We start from the raw sequence: 20,065 nt of genomic DNA on the forward strand, positions 1-20,065 counted from the left end.
GAGTAGTGGTGAGCGAAAGCGGAGGAGGCTAAACCGTGCGCGTGTGATAGCCGGCGGGCGTTGCGTGTGCGGGGTTGTGGGACCTTCCGGGGGAGACCGCCGTCTCTTCAGGCAGTGAGAAATCGGTGGGGTAGTCGAACGCTCTGGGAAGGGCGGCCGTAGACCGTGATAGCCGGGTAGGCGAAACTTTGCCGACTGTTGGGAGTGTTCCCGAGTAGCACGGGGCTCGAGAAATCCTGTGTGAATCTGCCAGGACCACCTGGTAAGCCTAAATACTTCCTGATGACCGATAGTGAACGAGTACCGTGAGGGAAAGGTGAAAAGCGCCCCGGTGAGGGGTCGTGAAATAGTACCTGAAACCGTGTGCCTACAAGCCGTAGGAGCGTAGTCGTCTTCGGGCGGCTGTGATGTGACTGCGTGCCTTTTGAAGAATGAGCCTGCGAGTTATGGTGTGTGGCGAGGTTAACCCGTGTGGGGGAGCCGTAGCGAAAGCGAGTCTGAATAGGGCGTTTGAGTCGCATGCTGTAGACCCGAAGCGGAGTGATCTACGCATGGGCAGGTTGAAGCGTGGGTAAGACTGCGTGGAGGACCGAACCCACCAGGGTTGAAAACCTGGGGGATGACCTGTGTGTAGGGGTGAAAGGCCAATCAAACTCCGTGATAGCTGGTTCTCCCCGAAATGCATTTAGGTGCAGCGTTGCGTGTTGCTTGCCGGAGGTAGGGCTCTGGATGGCTGATGGGCCCGACAAGGTTACTGACGTCAGCCAAACTTCGAATGCCGGTAAGTTGAGCGTGGCAGTGAGACTGCGGGGGATAAGCTCCGTGGTCGAGAGGGAAACAGCCCAGATCACCGACTAAGGCCCCTAAGCGTGTGCTAAGTGGGAAAGGATGTGGAGTCGCAGTGACAACCAGGAGGTTGGCTTAGAAGCAGCCACCCTTGAAAGAGTGCGTAATAGCTCACTGGTCAAGTGATTCTGCGCCGACAATGTAGCGGGGCTCAAGTACACCGCCGAAGTCGTGGCACCGCCGGCATTTGCTGGTGGTGGGTAGGGGAGCGTCGTGCGAGCCGGTGAAGCCGCCGAGTGATCGTGTGGTGGAGGTCGTGCGAGTGAGAATGCAGGCATGAGTAGCGAGTCAGAAGTGAGAATCTTCTGCGCCGAATGACCAAGGGTTCCTGGGGCAGGTTCGTCCGCCCAGGGTAAGTCGGGACCTAAGGCGAGGCCGACAGGCGTAGTCGATGGACAACGGGTTGATATTCCCGTACCCGCTGTGATGCGCCCATATCGAATCCAGTGATACTAAGGGTCCTTAAGCCCTTCGAGCCTTCGGGTTTGGGGTGAGGCTGAACGCCTGGCCTGATCTGGTAGTAGGTAAACGATGGGGTGACGCAGGAAGGTAGCCCAGCCCGGGCGGTGGTTGTCCCGGGGTAAGCATGTAGGGCGAGAGATAGGCAAATCCGTCTCTCATGTGCCTGAGGTGTGATGCCGAGCCGATTGTGGCGAAGTGGGTGATCCTATGCTGCCGAGAAAAGCCTCTAGTGAGTGTCGCGGCGGCCCGTACCCGAAACCGACTCAGGTGGTCAGGTAGAGAATACCAAGGCGGTCGGGTGAACTGTGGTTAAGGAACTCGGCAAATTGCCCCCGTAACTTCGGGAGAAGGGGGACCTTTACTGGTGATCGGACTTGCTCCGTGAGCTGGTGGGGGTCGCAGTGGCCAGGGGGAAGCGACTGTTTACTAAAAACACAGGTCCGTGCGAAGTCGTAAGACGATGTATACGGACTGACGCCTGCCCGGTGCCGGAACGTTAAGGGGACCGCTTAGCACTCTTCGGGGTGCGAAGGTGAGAACTTAAGCGCCGGTAAACGGCGGTGGTAACTATAACCATCCTAAGGTAGCGAAATTCCTTGTCGGGTAAGTTCCGACCTGCACGAATGGCGTAACGACTTCCCCGCTGTCTCAACCACAGGCCCGGTGAAATTGCAGTACGAGTAAAGATGCTCGTTTCGCGCAGCAGGACGGAAAGACCCCGGGACCTTCACTACAGCTTGACATTGGCGTTTGGAGCGTCTTGTGTAGGATAGGTGGGAGACTGGGAAGCTCTGACGCTAGTCAGGGTGGAGTCATTGGTGAAATACCACTCTGGTCGTTTTGGACGTCTAACCCGCGCCCGTGAATCCGGGTGGGGGACAGTGTCTGGTGGGTAGTTTAACTGGGGCGGTTGCCTCCTAAAAGGTAACGGAGGCGCCCAAAGGTTCCCTCAGCCTGGTTGGCAATCAGGTGTCGAGTGTAAGTGCACAAGGGAGCTTGACTGTGAGACTGACGGGTCGAGCAGGAGCGAAAGCTGGGACTAGTGATCCGGCATCGGCGTGTGGAAGCGGTGTCGCTCAACGGCTAAAAGGTACCCCGGGGATAACAGGCTGATCTTCCCCAAGAGTCCATATCGACGGGATGGTTTGGCACCTCGATGTCGGCTCGTCGCATCCTGGGGCTGGAGTAGGTCCCAAGGGTTGGGCTGTTCGCCCATTAAAGCGGTACGCGAGCTGGGTTTAGAACGTCGCGAGACAGTTCGGTCCCTATCCGCTGCGCGCGCAGGAGACTTGCGAGGGGCTGTCCCTAGTACGAGAGGACCGGGACGGACGAACCTCTGGTGTGCCAGTTGTTCCGCCAGGAGCACGGCTGGTTGGCTACGTTCGGTAGGGATAACCGCTGAAAGCATCTAAGCGGGAAGCTCGCCTCAAGATGAGGTCTCCCACCACGAGAGTGGGTAAGGCCCCCTAGAGATGATGGGGTTGATAGGCCGGAAGTGGAAGCGTAGTAATGCGTGGAGCTGACCGGTACTAATAGGCCGAGGACTTGACCATAATATGCTCGCGTCCACTATGTGATCTCAGAGACAGCAACCATTGCTTGGTGGTTGTGTGTTTCATGGGGTTACGGCGGTCATAGCGGCAGGGAAACACCCGGTTACATTCCGAACCCGGAAGTTAAGCCTGTCAGCGCCGATGGTACTGCACCGGGGACGGTGTGGGAGAGTAGGACACCGCCGGACAATCTTTCATGCGGTAGGGCCACCCTGGTTTGGGGTGGCCCTACCGCATTTTCAGGGGTTTTTCCCCATGCCTGCTGGTGGGGTGTGGGAGATGGTGTGGTGGTGTGTGGTGGGGGTGCCCCGGCCGGTTGGCCGGGGCTTTCGCATTTCCAGAGGCCTCCGCCCGCGGGGTGCGGTGGTGTGTTCCATGGCGTCCTGGTGGTGTCCTCCTGGGTGAGGCTGCGCGCCGCGACAGGCTGGGCCGGCGCGAGGCGGCCGGCCGAGGTGACAGGGGGATGTGGTGCCGCCGCTGGGTGGGCGCGAGCAGCAAGCGGGAGGAGCGGAGCGGGCGGGAGGGAGGACCGCAGCGAAGGCCCAGCGGAGCGGGCTTCGCGAGGACCGGACCTTCCGGCCGGCGCAGTGACGTCCCACCCCACCGGACCAACACGCCCCACCGTGAGACCTCCCGCCGCCGAGCGCAGCGACCTCCCACCCCACCCCGCCAACACGCCCCACCGTGACACCTCCGCCGCCGGGCGCAGCGACCTCCCGCTCCACCCGACCAACCTCCTCACGAGAGCCCCCACCCCAGACACAGTGACCTCCCACCCAACCAACCAACCAAAATGGCTAGGGTTACGGAGGTGACGGAGCAAATCATCCGGTTGCTGGCCCGCCACCTCCCCGGCTACGTGGTCAGTACCGTCGAACGTCTGGGCGAGGGACAGGACAACGCGGCGTACGAGGTCAACGGTGAGTTGGTCGTACGCCAAAGCAAGATCGACGATGTGGCTCTCCGCGGCGAAGAGGTGCGGAGAGAGGCGGCGTTGCTCGCCGCCGTGAGCGAGCTGTCGCCGCTGCCGGTGCCGCAGCCGATTCTGGTGGACGAGGAAGAGGGCGTCCTCGCGTACCGCAAGCTGCCCGGTCGTCCGCTGAACCTTCACCCGGTCAGGGAACCCGCGCGTCTGGCGGCCCCCCTGGGCGAGTTCCTGAGCCGGCTCCACGCGGCGCCGGTGGAGCGGATGGAAGCGTTCGTGTCGCGTGACACCTATTCGATGAGCGAGCTCCTGGAAGAGGCCGAAGAACACTACCGGGACATCGTGGCCCACGTGCCGGCGGCCGCCCGGCGGCTGGTCGAGGACTTCATCGGCACCGCGGCCCCCGCCGAGCCCGGCGTGCTGACGTTGTGCCACAACGACCTGGGCAGCGAGCACCTACTGGTGGACGTCGAGGCGAGCACCGTGACGGGGGTCATCGACTGGACGGACGCGGCCATCGCGGATCCCGCGTACGACCTGGCGCTCGTCTACCGGGACCTCGGACCCGAGGTCTACAAGCGGACGCTGGAGCACTATCAGGGCCGGCGCGACGACGCGGACCACGAGCGGGCGGTCTTCTACGCGCGGTGCGCGCTGCTGGAGGACGTCGCGTACGGCCTGAGCTCGGGCGTCCGGTCGTATGCGGACGCCGGTCTTGCGCACCTCGACCACACCTTCTCCTGAAGACCACACCTTCACCTGAAGACAGCGAGCACCGAGACAGCGCGCACTGAGACAGCGGTCAGCCGCTGACCAGGCGGTAGCCCACTCCTCGGACGGTCTGGATCATCCTGTCCTCGACGTCGCCCAGCCGCGCGCGCAGGCGCTTGACGTGCACGGCGATGGTGTTGGTGGACATCCCGTCGGTCGAGTGCCAGACGTTGCGCATGATCTGCTCGCGGGTGACCGTTCTGTCCGCGTTGCGCATCAGATAGTGCAGCAGCTCGAACTCGCGCAGCGGCAGGTGCACGACCTGCCCGCCGACCTTCACCTGGTACGCCGTCACGTCGAGCTCCACGTCGCCGATCGTCAGCACGATCCGGTGGCCGTCCTGCCGGCGGAAGGCCGCGTGGACGAGGGGGAGAAGCTCAGGCACGCGGTACGGCCTGGCCACGCAGGCCGTCGCGCCCGCCTCCAGGGCCTGCAGGGCCTGCTCGGCGTCGCTCCCGAAGTCGATGCCGAGCAGGACGGGCACGGCCCGCATGAGCCGTACGGCGCGGACGAAGTCGACGGGGCCGACGATGGGAAGGGAGGCGCAGATCAGCACGGCGTCGGGCCGGAGCGCTCCGGCCTGCAGCAGCGCCTGGGCGCCGTCCGGTACGCCGGTCACGTCGACGCCCTCGGCCTGCATGGCCGCCGAGAGCTGCCGCACCAGACCCGCGTCCGGATCGGCCACCAGGAGCATGGGCGCCGTCCGAGTGTCCCCCTCCACTGCGGGTGCCGTCACCCAGGTCCCTCCAATGCTGTCAGCCGGAAGCGGTCGTCAGCCGAAGCGGCCCGTGATGTAGTCCTCGGTCGCCTTCTCGGCCGGATTGGTGAAGATCTTCGAGGTCTCGGCCATCTCGACGAGCTTGCCGGGCTGACCCTGCGCGGCCAGGTTGAAGAACGCGGTCTTGTCGCTGACCCGGGCGGCCTGCTGCATGTTGTGGGTCACGATCACGATCGTGTAGTCCTGCTTGAGCTGGGAGATCAGGTCCTCGATCGCCAGCGTCGAGATGGGGTCGAGCGCCGAGCAGGGCTCGTCCATGAGCAGCACCTGCGGGCGTACGGCGATCGCGCGGGCGATGCACAGGCGCTGCTGCTGACCGCCGGACAGGCCCGCGCCCGGCTTGTTGAGCCGGTCCTTGACCTCGTTCCAGAGGTTGGCGCCCTTGAGCGAATCCTCGACGATGCCGTCCAGCTCCGAACGGGAGTAACGGCCGTTGAGCCGGAGGCCCGCCGCCACGTTGTCGAAGATGGACATCGTGGGGAAGGGGTTCGGCCGCTGGAACACCATGCCGATGGTCCGGCGGACCGACACCGGGTCGACGTCCGCGCCGTACAGGTCCTGCTCCTCGAGGCGGACCTTGCCCTCGACCCGGGCGCCGGGGATGACCTCGTGCATCCGGTTGAGGGTCCGCAGGAACGTGGACTTCCCGCAGCCCGAGGGGCCGATGAAGGCCGTCACCGACCGCGGCTCGATCGTCATCGAGATGCCCTCGATCGCCTTGTGCGAGCCGTAGTAGGCGTCGAGGTCCGAGACCTCGATCTGCTTGGCCATGTTCCTACCTCCTCCTCGCGGGCGAACGCCACCAGGTGATGAGGCGTGCGACCAGGTTGAGCAGCATGACGATCAGGATCAGCGTGAGCGCGCCGGTCCAGGCCCGGTCGATCGCGGTGTCCGTGGGACGGCCGGCCTGATCGAAGACGTACAGCGGAAGCCCCATCTGCGGCCCGTTGAACGGGTCGTTGTTGATGGAGTCCGTGATGAAGACGGTCAGCAGCAGCGGCGCGGTCTCGCCGGCGACGCGGGCCACGGCCAGCATGACGCCGGTCACGATGCCGGTGAACGCGGTGGGCAGCACGACCTTGACGATGGTGCGCCACTTGGGCACACCCAGCGCGTACGACGCCTCGCGCAGCTCCCGGGGGACCAGGCGGAGCATCTCCTCTGCGGACCTGACCACGACCGGCATCATCAGGATCGACAGGGCGAGCGCGCCGGCGAAGCCGGAGAACGGCATGCCGAGCACGAGGATCCAGAAGGCCAGGACGAAGAGCCCGGAAACGACGGAAGGGACGCCGGTCATGACGTCCACGAAGAAGCTGATTATGCGTGACAGTCGCCCGCCCTCGCCGTACTCGACGAGGTAGACGGCGGTGAGCAGGCCGATCGGGACCGCGATGACCGATGCGAGCAGGACCTGTTCGAGCGTGCCGATGATGGCGTGGTAGGCGCCGCCGCCCGCGTCGCGCGCCCCGATGTTGCGCATGGAGTGGGTGAGGAACTCCATGTCGAAGCGGCCGATGCCGTTCTTGACGACGAGCCACAGCACCGACAGCAGCGGGATGACCGCGAGCGCGAACGCCAGGTAGACGAGCACCTGGACGATGCGGTCCTTGGCCCGCCGCGCTGCGGAGATGGGCTGGATTCCGGTCTGTACGGTCACGCTGCGGCCCTCGCGTATTCCTTGCGGCGGGCGATGACGAAGCGGGCGGCCATGTTCACCAGCAGGGTGATGAGGAACAGGACGAGACCCGAGGCGATCAGCGCGCCGCGACCCACCTCGGTCGCCTCGCCGAAGCCGTTGGCGATGTTGGCGGCGATGCTGTTGCCGTACGGGCCGAGGATCTGGAACGAGATCTTGAACGTCGCGGGGAAGATGAGCGCGACCGCGATGGTCTCGCCCATCGCGCGGCCGAGGCCGAGCATGGCGGCGCTGATGACGCCGGGCCGGCCGAACGGCAGGACCGACATCCTGATCATCTCCCAGCGCGTCGCGCCGAGCGCGAGCGCGGCCTCTTCCTGCATCTTGGGGGCCTGCAGGAAGACTTCGCGGGAGATCGCGGCGATGATCGGCAGGATCATGATCGCGAGCACGAGCGACGCGGTGAGCATGCTCTTGCCGACTACGGTGTCACCGCCGAACAGCGGGATCCAGCCGAGGTAGTCGTTGAGGAACTTCGACGGGCCGAGCATGAACGGCACGAGGAAGGTGACGCCCCACAGGCCGTACACCACGCTGGGGACCGCCGCGAGGAGGTCCACCACGTAGCCCAGGACGGAGGCGAGCCGCCGGGGCGCGTAGTGCGAGATGAACAACGCGACCCCGACCGCCACCGGGGTGGCGATGACCAGCGCGAGCAGCGAGCTCAGCACGGTGCCGAAGGCGAGCGCCCCGATGCCGAAGACGGGCTTGGTGGCGTTCGGCTGCCAGGTCAGCTCGGTCAGGAAGTGGGACGTGTTCGCCCGGAGGGCGGGGACGGCCTTGACGACCAGGAACACCCCGATCGCGGCCATGATCGCCAGAAGGACGACACCGGCCCCGGTCGAGGCGAAGCGGAACGGGCCGTCGCCGCGGCTGCGCCGGAAGGCGGACCGGCGCATGGCCGGCCCGCTCTTCCTGGTTCTGGTTGATGTCGCCATCTGGTTAGGAGATCGCCTCGACCGCGGTGCGGACCTTGGTGAGCAGGCTCGCCGGCAGCGGCGCGTAGCCGAGGCTGGTCAGCGCCTGCTGGCCCTCGTCGCTGGAGGTGTAGGTCAGGAACGACTTGACCAGCTTCGCGTCGTCCGCCGACAGGCCCTTCTCACAGGTGATCTCGTACGTCACCAGCACGATCGGGTAGGCGCCCGCGGCCTTGGTGGCGTAGTCGATCTTCAGCTTGAGGTCGTTGCCGCTGCCCACGATCTCCGCGGCCTCGACGGTCTTGCCCGCGCTCTCCGGCGTGAGCTCGACGTACTCGCCGGCGCCGTTGGCGACCTTGGCCTTCTGCAGCTGCGAGTTCTCGGCGAAGGAGAGCTCGACGTAGCTGATCGCGCCTTCGGTGCTCTTGACGCTGGACGCGATGCCGTCCGAGCCCTTGGAGCCCTGACCCTGCGCCTCGGCCGGCCAGGCCTTGGCCGGCTCGTACGGCCAGTCGGCCTCGGCGGTGCCCTTCATGAACTTGGTGAAGTTGTCGCTGGTGCCCGACTCGTCCGAGCGGTGGAACGCCTGGATGGCGGTCGAGGGCAGCTTGGCGTCGGGGTTGTCCGCCTTGATGGCCGGGTCGTCCCACTTGGTGATCTTGCTGTTGAAGATGCCGGCGATGGTCTTCGGCGAGAGCTGGAGGCCGTCCACGCCCGGCAGGTTGTAGACGACGGCCACCGGGCCGGTCACCATCGGCAGGTCGATCGCCTTGCCGGTCTTGCAACGGCCGTCGGCCTGGGCGGGCTCGCCCTTCTCGTCGTTCAGGGCCGAGTCGGAGCCGGCGAAGGCCACCGTGCCCTGGATGAACGCCTGGACACCGGCGCCGGAGCCGCTCGGGTTGTAGTTGATGCTGACGCCGGGGTTCGACGACTGGAAGTTCTTCTTCCACTCCGCGATGGCGTTCGCCTGGGCCGAGGAGCCGGCGGCGTTGATGGTGCCCTTCAGGGTGTCGTCGCCCTGCGCGGGAGCGGCGGCGCTGGAGGTGCCCCCCGCGTTGCCAGTGTTGTCATCGGTCCCGCATGCGGCGAGCGAGAGCACGCCGACGATAGTGGCGGCTGCGAGCCGGCCTGCATACTTCACGGTTGTTCCTCCCCTTGTCTCTCAACATCAGGGACGGTAGGGAGCCAAGGTGACCTAAAACCTTGGTAAAGGTGAACGGGCAATGAACGCGCCCAGTCGCTCTTGTGCGACCCCGGAAGAGATAACGAGCAGGTCACGGGCGTTATGGGAGAGGATTGAGTTCATGAAGCGTGTATGTCTGGTCTGCATGGGGAACATCTGCCGCTCGCCGATGGCCGAGGTCGTGCTGCGCCGTACGCTGGCGGAACACGGGCTCGACGTGGAGGTGGACAGCGCCGGCACCGGCGGCTGGCACGAGGGGGAGCCCATGGACGAGCGGGCCCTGGCGACGCTGGCCGACCACGGGTACGACGGCTCGTCCCACCGGGCCCGCCAGTTCGACCGGGCGTGGTTCGCCGAGCGTGACCTCATCCTCGTGATGGACCGGGACAACCTGCGCGCCCTACGGCGGATCGCCCCGCCGGACGCCGACGTCAGGCTGCTGCGGTCGTTCGACCCGGCGGCCCCCGAGGGCGCCGAGGTGCCCGATCCCTACTACGGCGGGCGCGAGGGGTTCGTCGAGGCGCTGCGGATGGTCGAGGCCGCCTGCGAGGGGGTGGCGAAGTACCTTGAGGATCACTAGGGATCTCGGCGGCGGACACGCCTGGACGCTGCACGAGGGCGTGCTCGACGACGGCCGCAGGGTGTTCGTCAAGAAGAGCGCGGACGCGTCCGCCGTCCTCGACAGCGAGGCGGCGGGGCTGCGCTGGCTGGCCGAGCCGGGAGCGGTGGCCGTCCCCGAGGTGATCGCCGCGGACGGCGGCACGTTGGTGCTGCAGTGGATCGACACCGCCCCCGCGACGGCCGGGGCCGCCGAGCGGTTCGGGCGTGAGCTGGCCGCCCTGCACGCCGCCGGGGCCGCGGACTTCGGCGCCCCCTGGCCCGGCTACATCGCCGAGCTGCCGATGAGCAACGAGCCCGCGCCGGATTGGCCGTCGTTCTACGTGTCCCGCCGCGTGCTCCCGTTCGTACGGCTCGCGCGCGACCGCGGCGCGCTGTCGGCCGCGGACGTGGAGCTGGTCGAGGAGGCGTGCGACCGGGTGGCGGAGGTCGCCGGGCCGGCCGAGCCGCCGAGCCGGATCCACGGCGACCTGTGGAGCGGGAACCTGCTGTGGTCCGCGGACGGGGTCGTGCTGGTCGACCCCGCCGCCCACGGCGGCCACAGGGAGACCGACCTCGCGATGCTGGCGCTGTTCGGGGCACCGCACCTCAACACGATCCTCGCCGCCTACCGTGAGGCGACGCCCCTCGCGGACGGCTGGCGCGAGCGCGTGCCCCTGCACCAGCTCCACCCGCTCGCCGTCCACGTCTGCCTGTTCGGCGAGGCGTACCGCGGCAGCCTTCTCACCGCCGCGGGCGACGTCCTCGCGCTGTAACCATTGCCGACAAAAGGGAATCCGGCGGGCGAAAGGATTCGCGTCAGCCGAAGGTGGGATTTATCCACGCGGACCGGAAATAGTTCGACCCCGAGACGTCGCCGCTCTTGACGACCGTCATTTTGAGGCGGATTCGCGGCACTCCCGAAACCCGGGCGGTGATGTCCGGCGCGCTCGTATAAGTCGCCACCTGTTGCGCGAGCACGTTGTCGTCAAGGTCGACGACAGAGAACCGCACCCTCGCCGACGTGTTGGGTGACATGCGGTCGATTCCCACTTTCGCCGTGAACGTGGTCGCGTTCTGCGGAACCACGTAGTCGAGGTATCCGGTCACGGCGCCCGCGGCTTCGACGCGGCACGTCAGGGCGCCGAACTGCTCGTCCGAACCCGCGAGGGCGACCGAGCGGTCGAGCCAGTCGTTGGTGAACCCTCCGGGCGGGCCACAGTGCTCGACGCCGACGGCATTCGACCGGGTCAGGGACGTCGCGGCGCCTCCGGCGGTCTCGTCCGTACTGGCGTCCGCCACGCTCGCGTGCGGGGAAGGGGCCGGCGGGCTGACGGTGACCGTGGCGGTGACCGTCGCCGTCGCCGTGCGGGTCACCGCGATCCTGTCTCCGACGACGTCCCGCACCGTGTCAGGGGAGGCGATGACGGCGACCGTCACCGCCGACCCGGCGGTGATGAGCGTGCCGGCGAAGGTCAGGACTCCACTGATCCACGCTATTCTCCGGGCGTTTTTCCGCTCCTTGTCGCCCGGGTCGTCCTGTGCTTTCCGCGGCTGGGCTGGTGCGCTCATCGTCGGTGTTCCGGCTCTATCCACTCGTGGGCTGGGAAGGCCGCTTGCGCGTCCGATTGTTCGACGCGGTTCACGAGAAGCCGGTTGGCGATTCGGGTGTCACGAGAGGAAAACGAGTTCCCTCCGGGCCGGCCGAATTCCACCACCGATTATGCTGAAATATCCTTTTATAAAGGGATACCTGCACCCTGTTCTCTGGGGCTAATAAGGCGGTTCAACGGGGGGACAGGCGCTTGAGTACCTCGTTGTGGAGCAGGCCGTTGGTGCAGACGAGGTTGCCGCCGTCGAGGGGCGCGGTGCCGTCGAGCGAGGTGCAGGAGCCGCCGGCCTCCTCCACGATGATCGTGAGCGCCGCCATGTCCCAGGGGGACAGCTCGGGCTCGGCGGAGATGTCCACCGCGCCCTCGGCGACCATCATGTGCGACCAGAAGTCGCCGTAGCCGCGGGTGCGCCAGCACTCCCTGGTGAGGTCGAGGAACGGGTCGAGCCGCCCGGCCTTCTCCCATTCCTCCAGGTCGGAGAAGGAGAAGGAGGCGTCGTCGAGGCGGCCCACCGAGGACACCTCGCAGCGGGTGGCCTTGCTCAGGCTCCGCCCGGTCCACGCGCCGATCTCCTTGGCGGCCCACCAGCGGCGGCCGAGCGCCGGGGCCGAGACCACGCCCACGACGACCTTGCCGTGCTCCATCAGCGCGATCAGCGTGGCCCACACGGGGACTCCGCGTACGTAGTTCTTGGTGCCGTCGATCGGGTCGACGATCCAGGAGCGCATGCCGTAGCCGGTCATGCCGAACTCCTCGCCCACGACGGCGTCGCGGGGCCGGGCACGGCGCAGCGTGCCGCGGATCGCCTCCTCCACGGTCCGGTCGGCGTCGCTGACCGGGGTGAGGTCGGGCTTGGTGTCGACCTTGAGGTCCACGGCCTTGAAACGGCGCATCGTGATGTCGTCGGCGGCGTCCGCCAGTAGATGCGCGAGATGCAGGTCGTCGCGGTACTCCGTCACAGGCCCAACGTATCGTGCCGCGACCTGGTCACATCAGAGGAAGGATCGCCACGAACCGTACCAGTCGGTAACATCCCGGCCATGGACATCGGCGCCTTCATGCTCGACAGCGTTCCGTTCGCGCGGCTGCTCGGCATCACGTTCGACTCGATCGGCACCGGTACGGCGGTCGCCCGCCTGGCCGACCGGGGAGACCTGCACAACCACGTGGGCGGCCCGCACGCCGGCGCCCTGTTCACGCTGGCCGAGACCGCCTCTGGCGCGGCCATGCTGTCGGCCTTCGGCGACCAGCTGTCCCGGGCCGTGCCGCTGGCGACCGAGGCGAGGATCGGCTACCGCAAGCTCGCCATGGGCGAGGTCACGGCCGCCGCCACCCTCCGGGCCGAACGGGAGGCGGTCGTCGCCCGGCTGGACGCGGGGGAGCGGCCCGAGTTCGAGGTCGCCGTCGAGATCCGCAACGCCGAAGACGTCGTCGTCTCGGAGATGACCGTTGCCTGGACCCTGCGCCCCAACCGCAAGGCCTGACCCCTCACTCGGCCAGCAGGTCGTCCGGTGAGGAACGGGCGAGACCGGCGAGGGTGGACAGGGCGCGTGCCAGCGTCTCGGCCGGAGGTGAGGCCAGGCCGAGGCGGACGGCGTTCGGCGTGCGGTTGTCGCCGACGGCGAAGGCCGCCGCGGGAGTGACGGCGATGCCGTGCCGTGCGGCGGCGGCCACGAACGTGTCGGCCCGCCACGGAGGCGGAAGCTCCCACCAGCAGTAGTAGGACCGCGGGTCGCCGCGGACGGCGAACTCGCCCAGGTGGCGCGCCGCGATCTCCTGCCGGGCCTCGGCGTCCCGCCGCTTGCCTCGGCTCAGCGACTCCACGACGCCGTCGCCGGCCAGCCTGGCCGCCGCCTCCAGCGCGAACCGCGGCGGCGCGGAGCCTCCCGAGTGCAGCGCCGCGGTCACATTGGGGACGGCGGCCTCGGGCACGACGGCGAATCCCACGGTCAGCCCGGGCGCGAGCCGCTTGGAGAGGCTGTCGACGAGGATCGTGCGCTCGGGCGCCACGGCGGCGAGCGGGGGCACCTCGTCGCGGAGGAACGACCAGATGCCGTCCTCGATCGCGGGCACGTCCAGCCGTGCGAGCACGGCCGCGAGCTCGGCGCGGCGCTCGACCGGCATGGTGAGCGACAACGGGTTGTGCAGCGTCGGCTGGAGGTAGACCGCTCTCAGCGGAGCCTTGCGGGCGGCGGTCTCCACCGCCTCGGGCACCAGGCCCGCCTCGTCGACCGGCAGGGGCACGAGGGTGACCCCGAGCCGGGTGGCGATCGTCTTCACGACGGGGTAGGTGAGCTCCTCGACGCCCAGCCGCGCACCCGGCGGGACCAGCGCGGCGATGACGGCCGCGATCGCCTGGCGTCCGTTGCCGGCGAAGAGCACCCGCGCCGGGTCCGGACGCCAGCCGGCGCGGGCGAGCAGGTCCGCGACGACCTCGCGGGCGAGAGGGGTGCCCGCCGCACCCACCGGCCGCATGGACGCCTCCAGCACGTCGGGGCGCAGCAGCCGCCTGATGCCGTCCCCGAGCAGACGGGCCTGCTCGGGGATGACGGGATAGTTGAGTTCGAGGTCGATCCTGGTGCCGCTCGGTTCGGCCAGAGCGGTCCCGGGGCGCCGGGTGGAGGCGCGTACGAAGGTGCCGCGGCCGACCTCGCCGACCGTCAGGCCGCGGCGGGTCAGCTCCGCGTAGACACGCGCCGCCGTGGAGCCGGCGATGCCGCGCCGCCGGGCGAAGTCGCGCTGCGGAGGCAGCCGGTCTCCCGGCCTGAGCCGCCCGGCGGCGATGTCCGCGGCCACCTCGTCGGCCAGCTCCCGGTAGTTCTCCACCGCCGCCTCCTCTCCGCATCGCGGTGAACGCCTCACGGTGAACGCATCCAAACACAATATTGCTCCGAGAGCAATATTGAATATTGCATTCTTTGTGAACGATGAAATAGCCTGAGAAAGCCGTCCGGACCGGCACTGACGACCTGCGAGGAGAGGGCGGCATCATGGTCGAGGCGAACGCGCTGCTGGGTGTCGTTTCCGTGGCGCTCGGAATGGTGCTGTCACCGGGGCCGAACATGATGTATCTCGTGTCGCGGAGCATCAGCCAGGGGCGCCGGGCCGGGATGATCTCGTTGAGCGGAATCGTCGCGGGATTTCTCGTCTATTTGACGGCGACGAATCTCGGCCTGGCGGCGCTGTTCGCCGCGGTTCCGCAGGTTCTCACCGCGATACGGCTGGCCGGAGCGGGTTACCTGCTGTGGCTCGCCTGGAAGACGATCGGGCCCGGCGGTGTTTCGGTGTTCACCGTGCGGGACATACCGCACGACCCGCCGCCCCGGCTTTTCGCCATGGGACTGATGACGAACCTGCTCAATCCGAAGATCGCCATTCTGTACGTCTCCGTCATTCCGCAGTTCGTCGATATCGGCGCGGGGAACGTGCTGGCTCAGGGCATCGTTCTCGGCCTTTTCCAGATCGCGGTGGCCTCGACGGTGAACCTGTCGATCGTGCTGGCCGCCGGAAGTGTCGCGGGCTTCCTGGCGCACCGGCCGGCGTGGCTGCGGGCACAGCGGATCGTCATGGGGAGCATGCTCGGAGCACTCGCCGTAATGCTCGCTTTCACCCGGACCGCGTCGTTCTAGTCCTCGTCGCCCTAGTCTTCGTCGGCAGAGCCCTCGCGGCTGGCGAGCAGCCGCCGCAGGGACTCCAGGCGCGTGGGGTCGGCGTGCCCCTCCGCGACGTAGCGGTCGAGGGCGCAGTCGTCGCCGAGGTGGGTGCAGCCCTTGGGACAGCCGGTCGTGGCGTCCACCAGGTCGGGGAAGGCCGCGAGCACGGTCTCCACCGAGATGTGGGCGAGCCCGAAGCTGCGTACGCCGGGGGTGTCGATGATCCAGCCGCCCTCCGGCATCTCCAGGGCGACCGCGGAGGTGGAGGTGTGCCTGCCCCGGCCGGTGACGGCGTTCACGTGGGACACGGCCCGGCGGGCGTGCGGCACCAGCGCGTTGACCAGGGTCGACTTGCCGACCCCCGAATGGCCGACCAGCACGCTGATGCGGTCCGCGAGCGCCTCGCCCAGGTCGTCGAGCGGGCCGCCCTTGCGGACGACCACGAACGGCACGCCGAGGGGTTCGTACAGCGCCACGAGGTCGTCGGCGGGGGCCAGGTCGGCCTTGGTGAGGCACAGCAGCGGCTCGATGTCGGCGTCGAAGGCCGCGACGAGCATCCGGTCGATCATCCGGGGGCGCGGCGGGGGATCGGCGAGCGCGGTGACGATGACCAGCTGGTCGGCGTTGGCGACGATGGGGCGCTCGATGTCGTCGACGTCGTCGGCGCTGCGCCGCAGCATGGAGGAGCGCTCCTCCACGCGGACGATGCGCGCCAGCGTGTCGGGCTGCCCGCTGACGTCACCCACCAGCGCCACGCGGTCGCCCACCACGATGCCCTTGCGGCCGAGTTCGCGGGCCTTCATCGCCACGACGAGCGTCCGCTCGTCCCGCCGCTTCCTCTTGCGCTGAGGGACCCCGTCGCCGACCAGGCAGGTGTAACGCCCGCGGTCGACGGCCACCACGAAGCCCTCGACGGCCTCGCTGTGGGCAGGACGGATCCGGGTCCGGGGCCGTGAGCCCTTGCCCGGCCTGACCCTGACGTCGTCCTCGTCGTAATGCCGCTTTCTCAGCGCCCGCGCCCCGATCGCCCGGCGGGGACCAGCCCCTCGCTCATGCCATCCCCTCGCCTAGCGGCTCGGAGTTCGGTCGTGCCGGAGGCGCACAGGCCGACACTTCGCGAATCGCGCTGTGCCTACTGATCCGCTCGCTCCGCTCGCTCATTCTCGGTGTCCCCCGCTGCCCAGCATCGCGGCCCACATGCTCGGGAACTCGGGCAGCGTCTTACCGGTCGTCGCGATGTCCTCGACCTCGACGCCCGGCACGACCAGGCCGATGACCGCGCCCGCCGTGGCCATGCGGTGGTCGGCGTACGAGTGGAAGACGCCGCCGGTCAGCGGCCGGGGGTGGATCTCCAGGCCGTCGTCGGTCTCCCGGGCGTCGCCGCCCAGCCGCTTGATCTCCGTGGCGAGGGCGGTGATTCGGTCGGTCTCGTGCCCCCGGATGTGCGCCACACCCCGGATGCGGGACGGCCCGTCGGCCAGCGTGGCCAGCGCGGCGATCGTGGGGGTGAGCTCGCTGACGTCGTGCAGGTCGGCGTCGACGCCGCTCACCCGGCCCTCGCCGGTCACCCGCAGGCCCTCCGGCACCCGCTCGACCCGCGCGCCCATCTGGGAGAGCAGCCCGCGAAGCTCGTCGCCGCCCTGCGTCGTCTCCTCCGGCCAGTCCGGCACGACGACGGAGCCCCCGGTGACCAGGGCCGCCGCGAGGAAGGGGGCGGCGTTGGACAGGTCGGGCTCGACCGTGACGTCCCTGGCCCGGATCGGGCCGGGCTGCACCCGCCACACGTCGGGCTCGGAGTCGTCCACCTCGACCCCCGCCTGGCGCAGCATCTGCACGGTCATCTCGATGTGCGGCATCGACGGGACGGGCGGGCCGCTGTGCCGCACCGTCACGCCCTTCTCGAAGCGCGCGGCGGCCAGCAGCAGGCCGGAGACCATCTGCGAGGAGACCGACGCGTCGAGGGTGACCTCGCCGCCCGGGATCGGCCCGCGGATCGTGACCGGCAGCGCGTCGTTGTCCACCGACGCGCCGAGCGCGCGCAGCGCGCCCAGGATCGGGCCCATCGGCCGCTTGCGCGCGTGCGGATCGCCGTCGAAGAAGACCGGTCCGTCGGCCAGCGCGGCGACCGGGGGCACGAACCGCATGACGGTCCCGGCCAGGCCGACGTCGATCGACACCCCGCCGCGTACGGGATGAGGGGTCACCGACCAGTCCACGCTGTCGGCGCTCTCGTTGGACGGCGTCATCTCGGCGCCGAGCGAGCGCAGCGCCGTCGCCATCAGGTCGGCGTCGCGGCTGCGCAGCGCGAGCCGTACGGTGCCGGGGGCGTCGGCCAGCGCGGCGAGCAGCAGCGCGCGGTTGGTCACCGACTTCGAGCCGGGCAGGCGGACCGTCGCGCGGACCGGCTCGGCGGCCACCGGGGCGGGCCAGAGCGGTGCGGCGGCGTTCTGATCGACGCCGTGCGGCGCGGCGCCGCCGGACGCGGACTGCGGAGAGGCCATGTCCGCAAGCTTAGTGCGCGCACGCTCGTCCGCACCGTCGTGAGAGTGCGTGCGGCCCGTGCGAGTGGCAGTCTTGGTGGCATGTGCGGGAGGTACGCGTCTGCGCGCAAGAAGCAGGAGTTGCTGGAGGAGTTCCAGGTCGACCTGGACGGGGTGCCCGACCAGGTGTCCGGCGGCGAGCTCCGGCCCGACTACAACGTCGCGCCCACGAAGAACGTCTACGCGGTCATGTGCCGCGTGCCGAAGGACGACGGCGGCGAGAGCCGGGGCGACGAGCCCGTCAGGCAGCTGCGGGTGGTCCGGTGGGGGCTCGTGCCGAGCTGGGCGAAGGACCCGTCGGTGGGTTCGCGGATGATCAACGCCAGGGTGGAGACCGTGGCGGAGAAGCCGTCCTACCGCAGGGCGCTGAAGTCCCGGCGCTGCCTGGTCCCGGCGGACGGCTACTACGAGTGGATGCCGCTGGAGGGCAAGAAGAAGCAGCCGTTCTTCATCCACCCCGCCGACGGCGGCGTGCTCGCGATGGCCGGCCTTTACGAGTTCTGGAAGGACCCCACCCGCCCGGACGACGACCCGCTGAAGTGGCTGTGCACCTGCACGGTGATCACCACCACGGCCACGGACAAGCTGGGCCGCATCCACGACCGGATGCCGATGATGGTCGAGCGCGACCGCTGGACGGAGTGGCTCGACCCGCGCGTCACCGACCCCACCGGCCTGCTCGTCCCGGCCGGCCCGGACCGGCTGGAGGCGTACGCCGTGTCGGACGCCGTCAACAGCGTCCGCCACAACGGCCCCGAGCTCATCGAGCCCCTGGAAGGCGACGACGTTCCGCGGCTGCTGTGACCGGTCCCGAACGGGACCTTCCCGGCCCGGACACGGGCGGATCCGTTATCGCAGTCCTATGGCGGACAACCTGTTGATCGGAGCCAGGGCCGGACGTACGCTCCGGTGGCGCTTGCACGACATGTACGTGACTCGCCACCCTCAGCCATTTGGAGCGTTACATGTCCCTGACGAACGACCTCACGCGCACCCCGGCCGAGCCGAGAACGGTCGGCTTCGGACCGCTGAAGGCGACGGTCGACTACACGAAGCTGCGCGCCCTCCCCGAGAGCAAGCACCCCGACTACTTCAACCGCGTCTACCGCCTGTTCACCGGGCTGGATATCGACATCTGGCCCCAGATCGCGCAGTACCAGGGTGAGAACAAGCTCTGGCTGGCCCACGCCCTCTACCTGTACGGCACGAACCAGGACGTCCTCCCCGAGGACTTCGACCACACCGCGGCGGTGAGCCGCCTCATAAGCCGGGCGCCCCTGCGTACGGCGATGCCGGGCGCCGAGAACGACGCGTTCGAACGGGAGGCGCTGCGGGCGAGCGGATGGGTATCGGCGGCGGTCGTCCGGAAGCTCACCCCGCCGGACCAGGTGTTGGCGGCGAAGTTGAACATCATCTACAACCCCCCGGGCTCTGAACGGGACGGCGAGGGGAAGACGAAGGTCGGGCCGCTGCAGGAGAACGCACTCAAGGAGCTGGCCGACCTGCTGGCGAAGGTGGTGGACGAGCAGCTCCGGCACTGGGCGCCGCCCACAGGCAAGCAGCCCGAGCCGGAGTCGCTCGATCACCTCAGGCGCATCGCCGAATTCCTCCAGCTGTTCGTCACCGTCGGACTCCGGCCATACGCGGACGCCTGGGAGGCCGGGCCGTACTTCGACGGCTTCCGTTACGCCGAACGCCTGCAGAGCACCTGGGAGCTGCCCGCCGGGCCCGCGGAACAGCTGAACTGGATGATGAACAGGGCGCAGGCGGTCGGCTGGGACAAGCAACGAGGGGCGCTGCTCGCCAAGGCGAACTACGACGCCACCCGTTCCGGCGACCGGGAGAGGCTGCGCGCCCTGCTGCGGGAGCGCCTGTCGGCCGACGCGACCCTGAGCAGGAGGGTCGGCACCATGATCAAGCTGACCGCGGCGCACAGCGGAGGCGAGGGCAACATCTCCGTTCAGCCGATCTTCCCGAGTCCCACGTGGGGGACCAAGTCCGACTGGCGCTGGCGGGTGATCAGGACGCTCGTGCACGAGTTGATGCACCGGCTCGCCCACCCTCGCTTCAGGGAGACGGCGGGGGAGATCCGGCACGACCAGATCATCGGCGAGGGCTTCGTCGACCTGCTGACCGTGGACGTCTACACCCAGCTCTGGGAAGCGGTGTCCAGGTCGGGCAGGGGCGCGCAGGTCCTGCTCAAGGGGCTCGACACGACCAAGGAACCGGACCCGTCGTTCCTGAAGGTCGGCTACGGCGAGGCGGGGACCTCGGCCGCGGCGATCCGTGACCTCGTGGGTGACGACAACGTCCGCGCGGCCTTCTTCCTCGGCGCGACGCACCTCATCGGATTGCCCCCGCGCCAGTGAACCCCCACCAGGGGCGGCTGCCGAGCAGGTCAGGAGTGTAAGCGGCGCGCGAAGTGGGCATCCGTTCGAGAAAGCGGTCGCACGGAAGGTGACCGGCCGCTGCCCGACCAGGAGACCGGGGGCTCCTGGGCAGGTGATTCCCCCACTCCCGGAGGTGCG

17 protein-coding genes and 2 rRNA genes (1 of these 19 running past the window's edge) are annotated in these 20,065 nt (G+C 68.4%); 9 read left to right on the forward strand and 10 right to left on the reverse strand.

Features of this window, described 5'->3' with window-relative positions; genetic code table 11:
- From ACQEVJ_RS05920 to ACQEVJ_RS05930, 3 genes are all read left to right on the forward strand, one after another.
- A 23S ribosomal RNA gene (locus ACQEVJ_RS05920) occupies positions 1-2,861 on the forward strand (it extends 244 nt beyond the left edge of the window).
- Between the two features lie 71 nt (positions 2,862-2,932).
- Positions 2,933-3,049 (forward strand): 5S ribosomal RNA (rrf, locus tag ACQEVJ_RS05925).
- Between the two features lie 623 nt (positions 3,050-3,672).
- Positions 3,673-4,530 (forward strand): phosphotransferase family protein, encoded by an 858-nt coding sequence (locus ACQEVJ_RS05930; RefSeq protein WP_433097961.1) that lies wholly within the window; start codon positions 3,673-3,675, stop codon positions 4,528-4,530.
- A gap of 58 nt (positions 4,531-4,588) precedes the next feature.
- Here the strand turns inward: ACQEVJ_RS05930 and ACQEVJ_RS05935 are convergent, their stop codons facing one another.
- From ACQEVJ_RS05935 to pstS, 5 genes are read right to left on the reverse strand one after another with little or no spacing between them, the layout of a single operon-like run.
- Positions 4,589-5,293, reverse strand: coding sequence for a response regulator transcription factor (locus ACQEVJ_RS05935; RefSeq protein ID WP_433097963.1), 705 nt, complete (start codon positions 5,291-5,293; stop codon positions 4,589-4,591).
- Positions 5,294-5,329: 36 nt separating this feature from the next.
- Positions 5,330-6,106 carry a phosphate ABC transporter ATP-binding protein PstB gene (gene pstB, locus ACQEVJ_RS05940; RefSeq protein WP_433097965.1) on the reverse strand — a complete coding sequence of 259 codons (777 nt, stop codon included), beginning with the start codon at positions 6,104-6,106 and terminating at the stop codon, positions 5,330-5,332.
- A gap of 4 nt (positions 6,107-6,110) precedes the next feature.
- Positions 6,111-6,995, reverse strand: coding sequence for a phosphate ABC transporter permease PstA (gene pstA / locus ACQEVJ_RS05945; RefSeq protein WP_433097967.1), 885 nt, complete (start codon positions 6,993-6,995; stop codon positions 6,111-6,113).
- The gene (pstC, locus tag ACQEVJ_RS05950; protein WP_433097969.1) at positions 6,992-7,972 is read right to left on the reverse strand and encodes a phosphate ABC transporter permease subunit PstC; all 981 of its coding nucleotides are present in this window, start codon (positions 7,970-7,972) and stop codon (positions 6,992-6,994) included. The genes pstA and pstC overlap by 4 nt, the downstream gene beginning before the upstream one ends.
- A gap of 4 nt (positions 7,973-7,976) precedes the next feature.
- Positions 7,977-9,092 carry a phosphate ABC transporter substrate-binding protein PstS gene (pstS, locus tag ACQEVJ_RS05955; protein WP_433097971.1) on the reverse strand — a complete coding sequence of 372 codons (1,116 nt, stop codon included), beginning with the start codon at positions 9,090-9,092 and terminating at the stop codon, positions 7,977-7,979.
- A gap of 163 nt (positions 9,093-9,255) precedes the next feature.
- On the opposite strand from pstS, the gene ACQEVJ_RS05960 reads away from it, so the two are divergent.
- Together ACQEVJ_RS05960 and ACQEVJ_RS05965 are read left to right on the forward strand one after the other, a co-directional pair.
- The gene (locus ACQEVJ_RS05960) at positions 9,256-9,714 is read left to right on the forward strand and encodes a low molecular weight protein-tyrosine-phosphatase (protein WP_433097973.1); all 459 of its coding nucleotides are present in this window, start codon (positions 9,256-9,258) and stop codon (positions 9,712-9,714) included.
- Positions 9,701-10,507 (forward strand): fructosamine kinase family protein, encoded by an 807-nt coding sequence (locus tag ACQEVJ_RS05965; RefSeq protein ID WP_433097975.1) that lies wholly within the window; start codon positions 9,701-9,703, stop codon positions 10,505-10,507. The genes ACQEVJ_RS05960 and ACQEVJ_RS05965 overlap by 14 nt, the downstream gene beginning before the upstream one ends.
- 43 nt (positions 10,508-10,550) lie before the next feature.
- Here ACQEVJ_RS05965 and ACQEVJ_RS05970 read toward each other — a convergent pair whose 3' ends face one another.
- Positions 10,551-11,303 (reverse strand): NPCBM/NEW2 domain-containing protein, encoded by a 753-nt coding sequence (locus ACQEVJ_RS05970; protein ID WP_433097977.1) that lies wholly within the window; start codon positions 11,301-11,303, stop codon positions 10,551-10,553.
- A gap of 214 nt (positions 11,304-11,517) precedes the next feature.
- Positions 11,518-12,303, reverse strand: a complete 786-nt coding sequence (hisN, locus tag ACQEVJ_RS05975) for a histidinol-phosphatase (protein ID WP_433097979.1) — start codon at positions 12,301-12,303, stop codon at positions 11,518-11,520.
- A gap of 81 nt (positions 12,304-12,384) precedes the next feature.
- On the opposite strand from hisN, the gene ACQEVJ_RS05980 reads away from it, so the two are divergent.
- The gene (locus ACQEVJ_RS05980) at positions 12,385-12,828 is read left to right on the forward strand and encodes a DUF4442 domain-containing protein (protein WP_433097981.1); all 444 of its coding nucleotides are present in this window, start codon (positions 12,385-12,387) and stop codon (positions 12,826-12,828) included.
- A gap of 4 nt (positions 12,829-12,832) precedes the next feature.
- Here the strand turns inward: ACQEVJ_RS05980 and ACQEVJ_RS05985 are convergent, their stop codons facing one another.
- Complete coding sequence (locus ACQEVJ_RS05985) at positions 12,833-14,170, reverse strand: PLP-dependent aminotransferase family protein (RefSeq protein WP_433097983.1); 1,338 nt, start codon at positions 14,168-14,170, stop codon at positions 12,833-12,835.
- 164 nt (positions 14,171-14,334) lie between these two features.
- On the opposite strand from ACQEVJ_RS05985, the gene ACQEVJ_RS05990 reads away from it, so the two are divergent.
- Positions 14,335-14,973, forward strand: a complete 639-nt coding sequence (locus tag ACQEVJ_RS05990; protein WP_433097985.1) for a LysE family translocator — start codon at positions 14,335-14,337, stop codon at positions 14,971-14,973.
- An 11-nt stretch (positions 14,974-14,984) separates the two neighbouring features.
- Here ACQEVJ_RS05990 and rsgA read toward each other — a convergent pair whose 3' ends face one another.
- Complete coding sequence (gene rsgA, locus ACQEVJ_RS05995; protein ID WP_433112587.1) at positions 14,985-16,007, reverse strand: ribosome small subunit-dependent GTPase A; 1,023 nt, start codon at positions 16,005-16,007, stop codon at positions 14,985-14,987.
- A gap of 147 nt (positions 16,008-16,154) precedes the next feature.
- Positions 16,155-17,498, reverse strand: a complete 1,344-nt coding sequence (gene aroA / locus ACQEVJ_RS06000; protein ID WP_433097987.1) for a 3-phosphoshikimate 1-carboxyvinyltransferase — start codon at positions 17,496-17,498, stop codon at positions 16,155-16,157.
- A gap of 81 nt (positions 17,499-17,579) precedes the next feature.
- Here aroA and ACQEVJ_RS06005 point away from each other — a divergent pair, with 81 nt between their 5' ends.
- Both ACQEVJ_RS06005 and ACQEVJ_RS06010 read left to right on the forward strand, forming a co-directional pair.
- On the forward strand, positions 17,580-18,341 hold the full coding sequence (locus ACQEVJ_RS06005) for an SOS response-associated peptidase (protein ID WP_433097989.1): 762 nt from the start codon (positions 17,580-17,582) through the stop codon (positions 18,339-18,341).
- 161 nt (positions 18,342-18,502) lie between these two features.
- Complete coding sequence (locus ACQEVJ_RS06010; RefSeq protein WP_433097991.1) at positions 18,503-19,906, forward strand: hypothetical protein; 1,404 nt, start codon at positions 18,503-18,505, stop codon at positions 19,904-19,906.
- Positions 19,907-20,065: the final 159 nt, after the last annotated feature.

The organism is Microbispora sp. CA-102843, from assembly GCF_050936215.1.
GTDB lineage: Bacteria > Actinomycetota > Actinomycetes > Streptosporangiales > Streptosporangiaceae > Microbispora.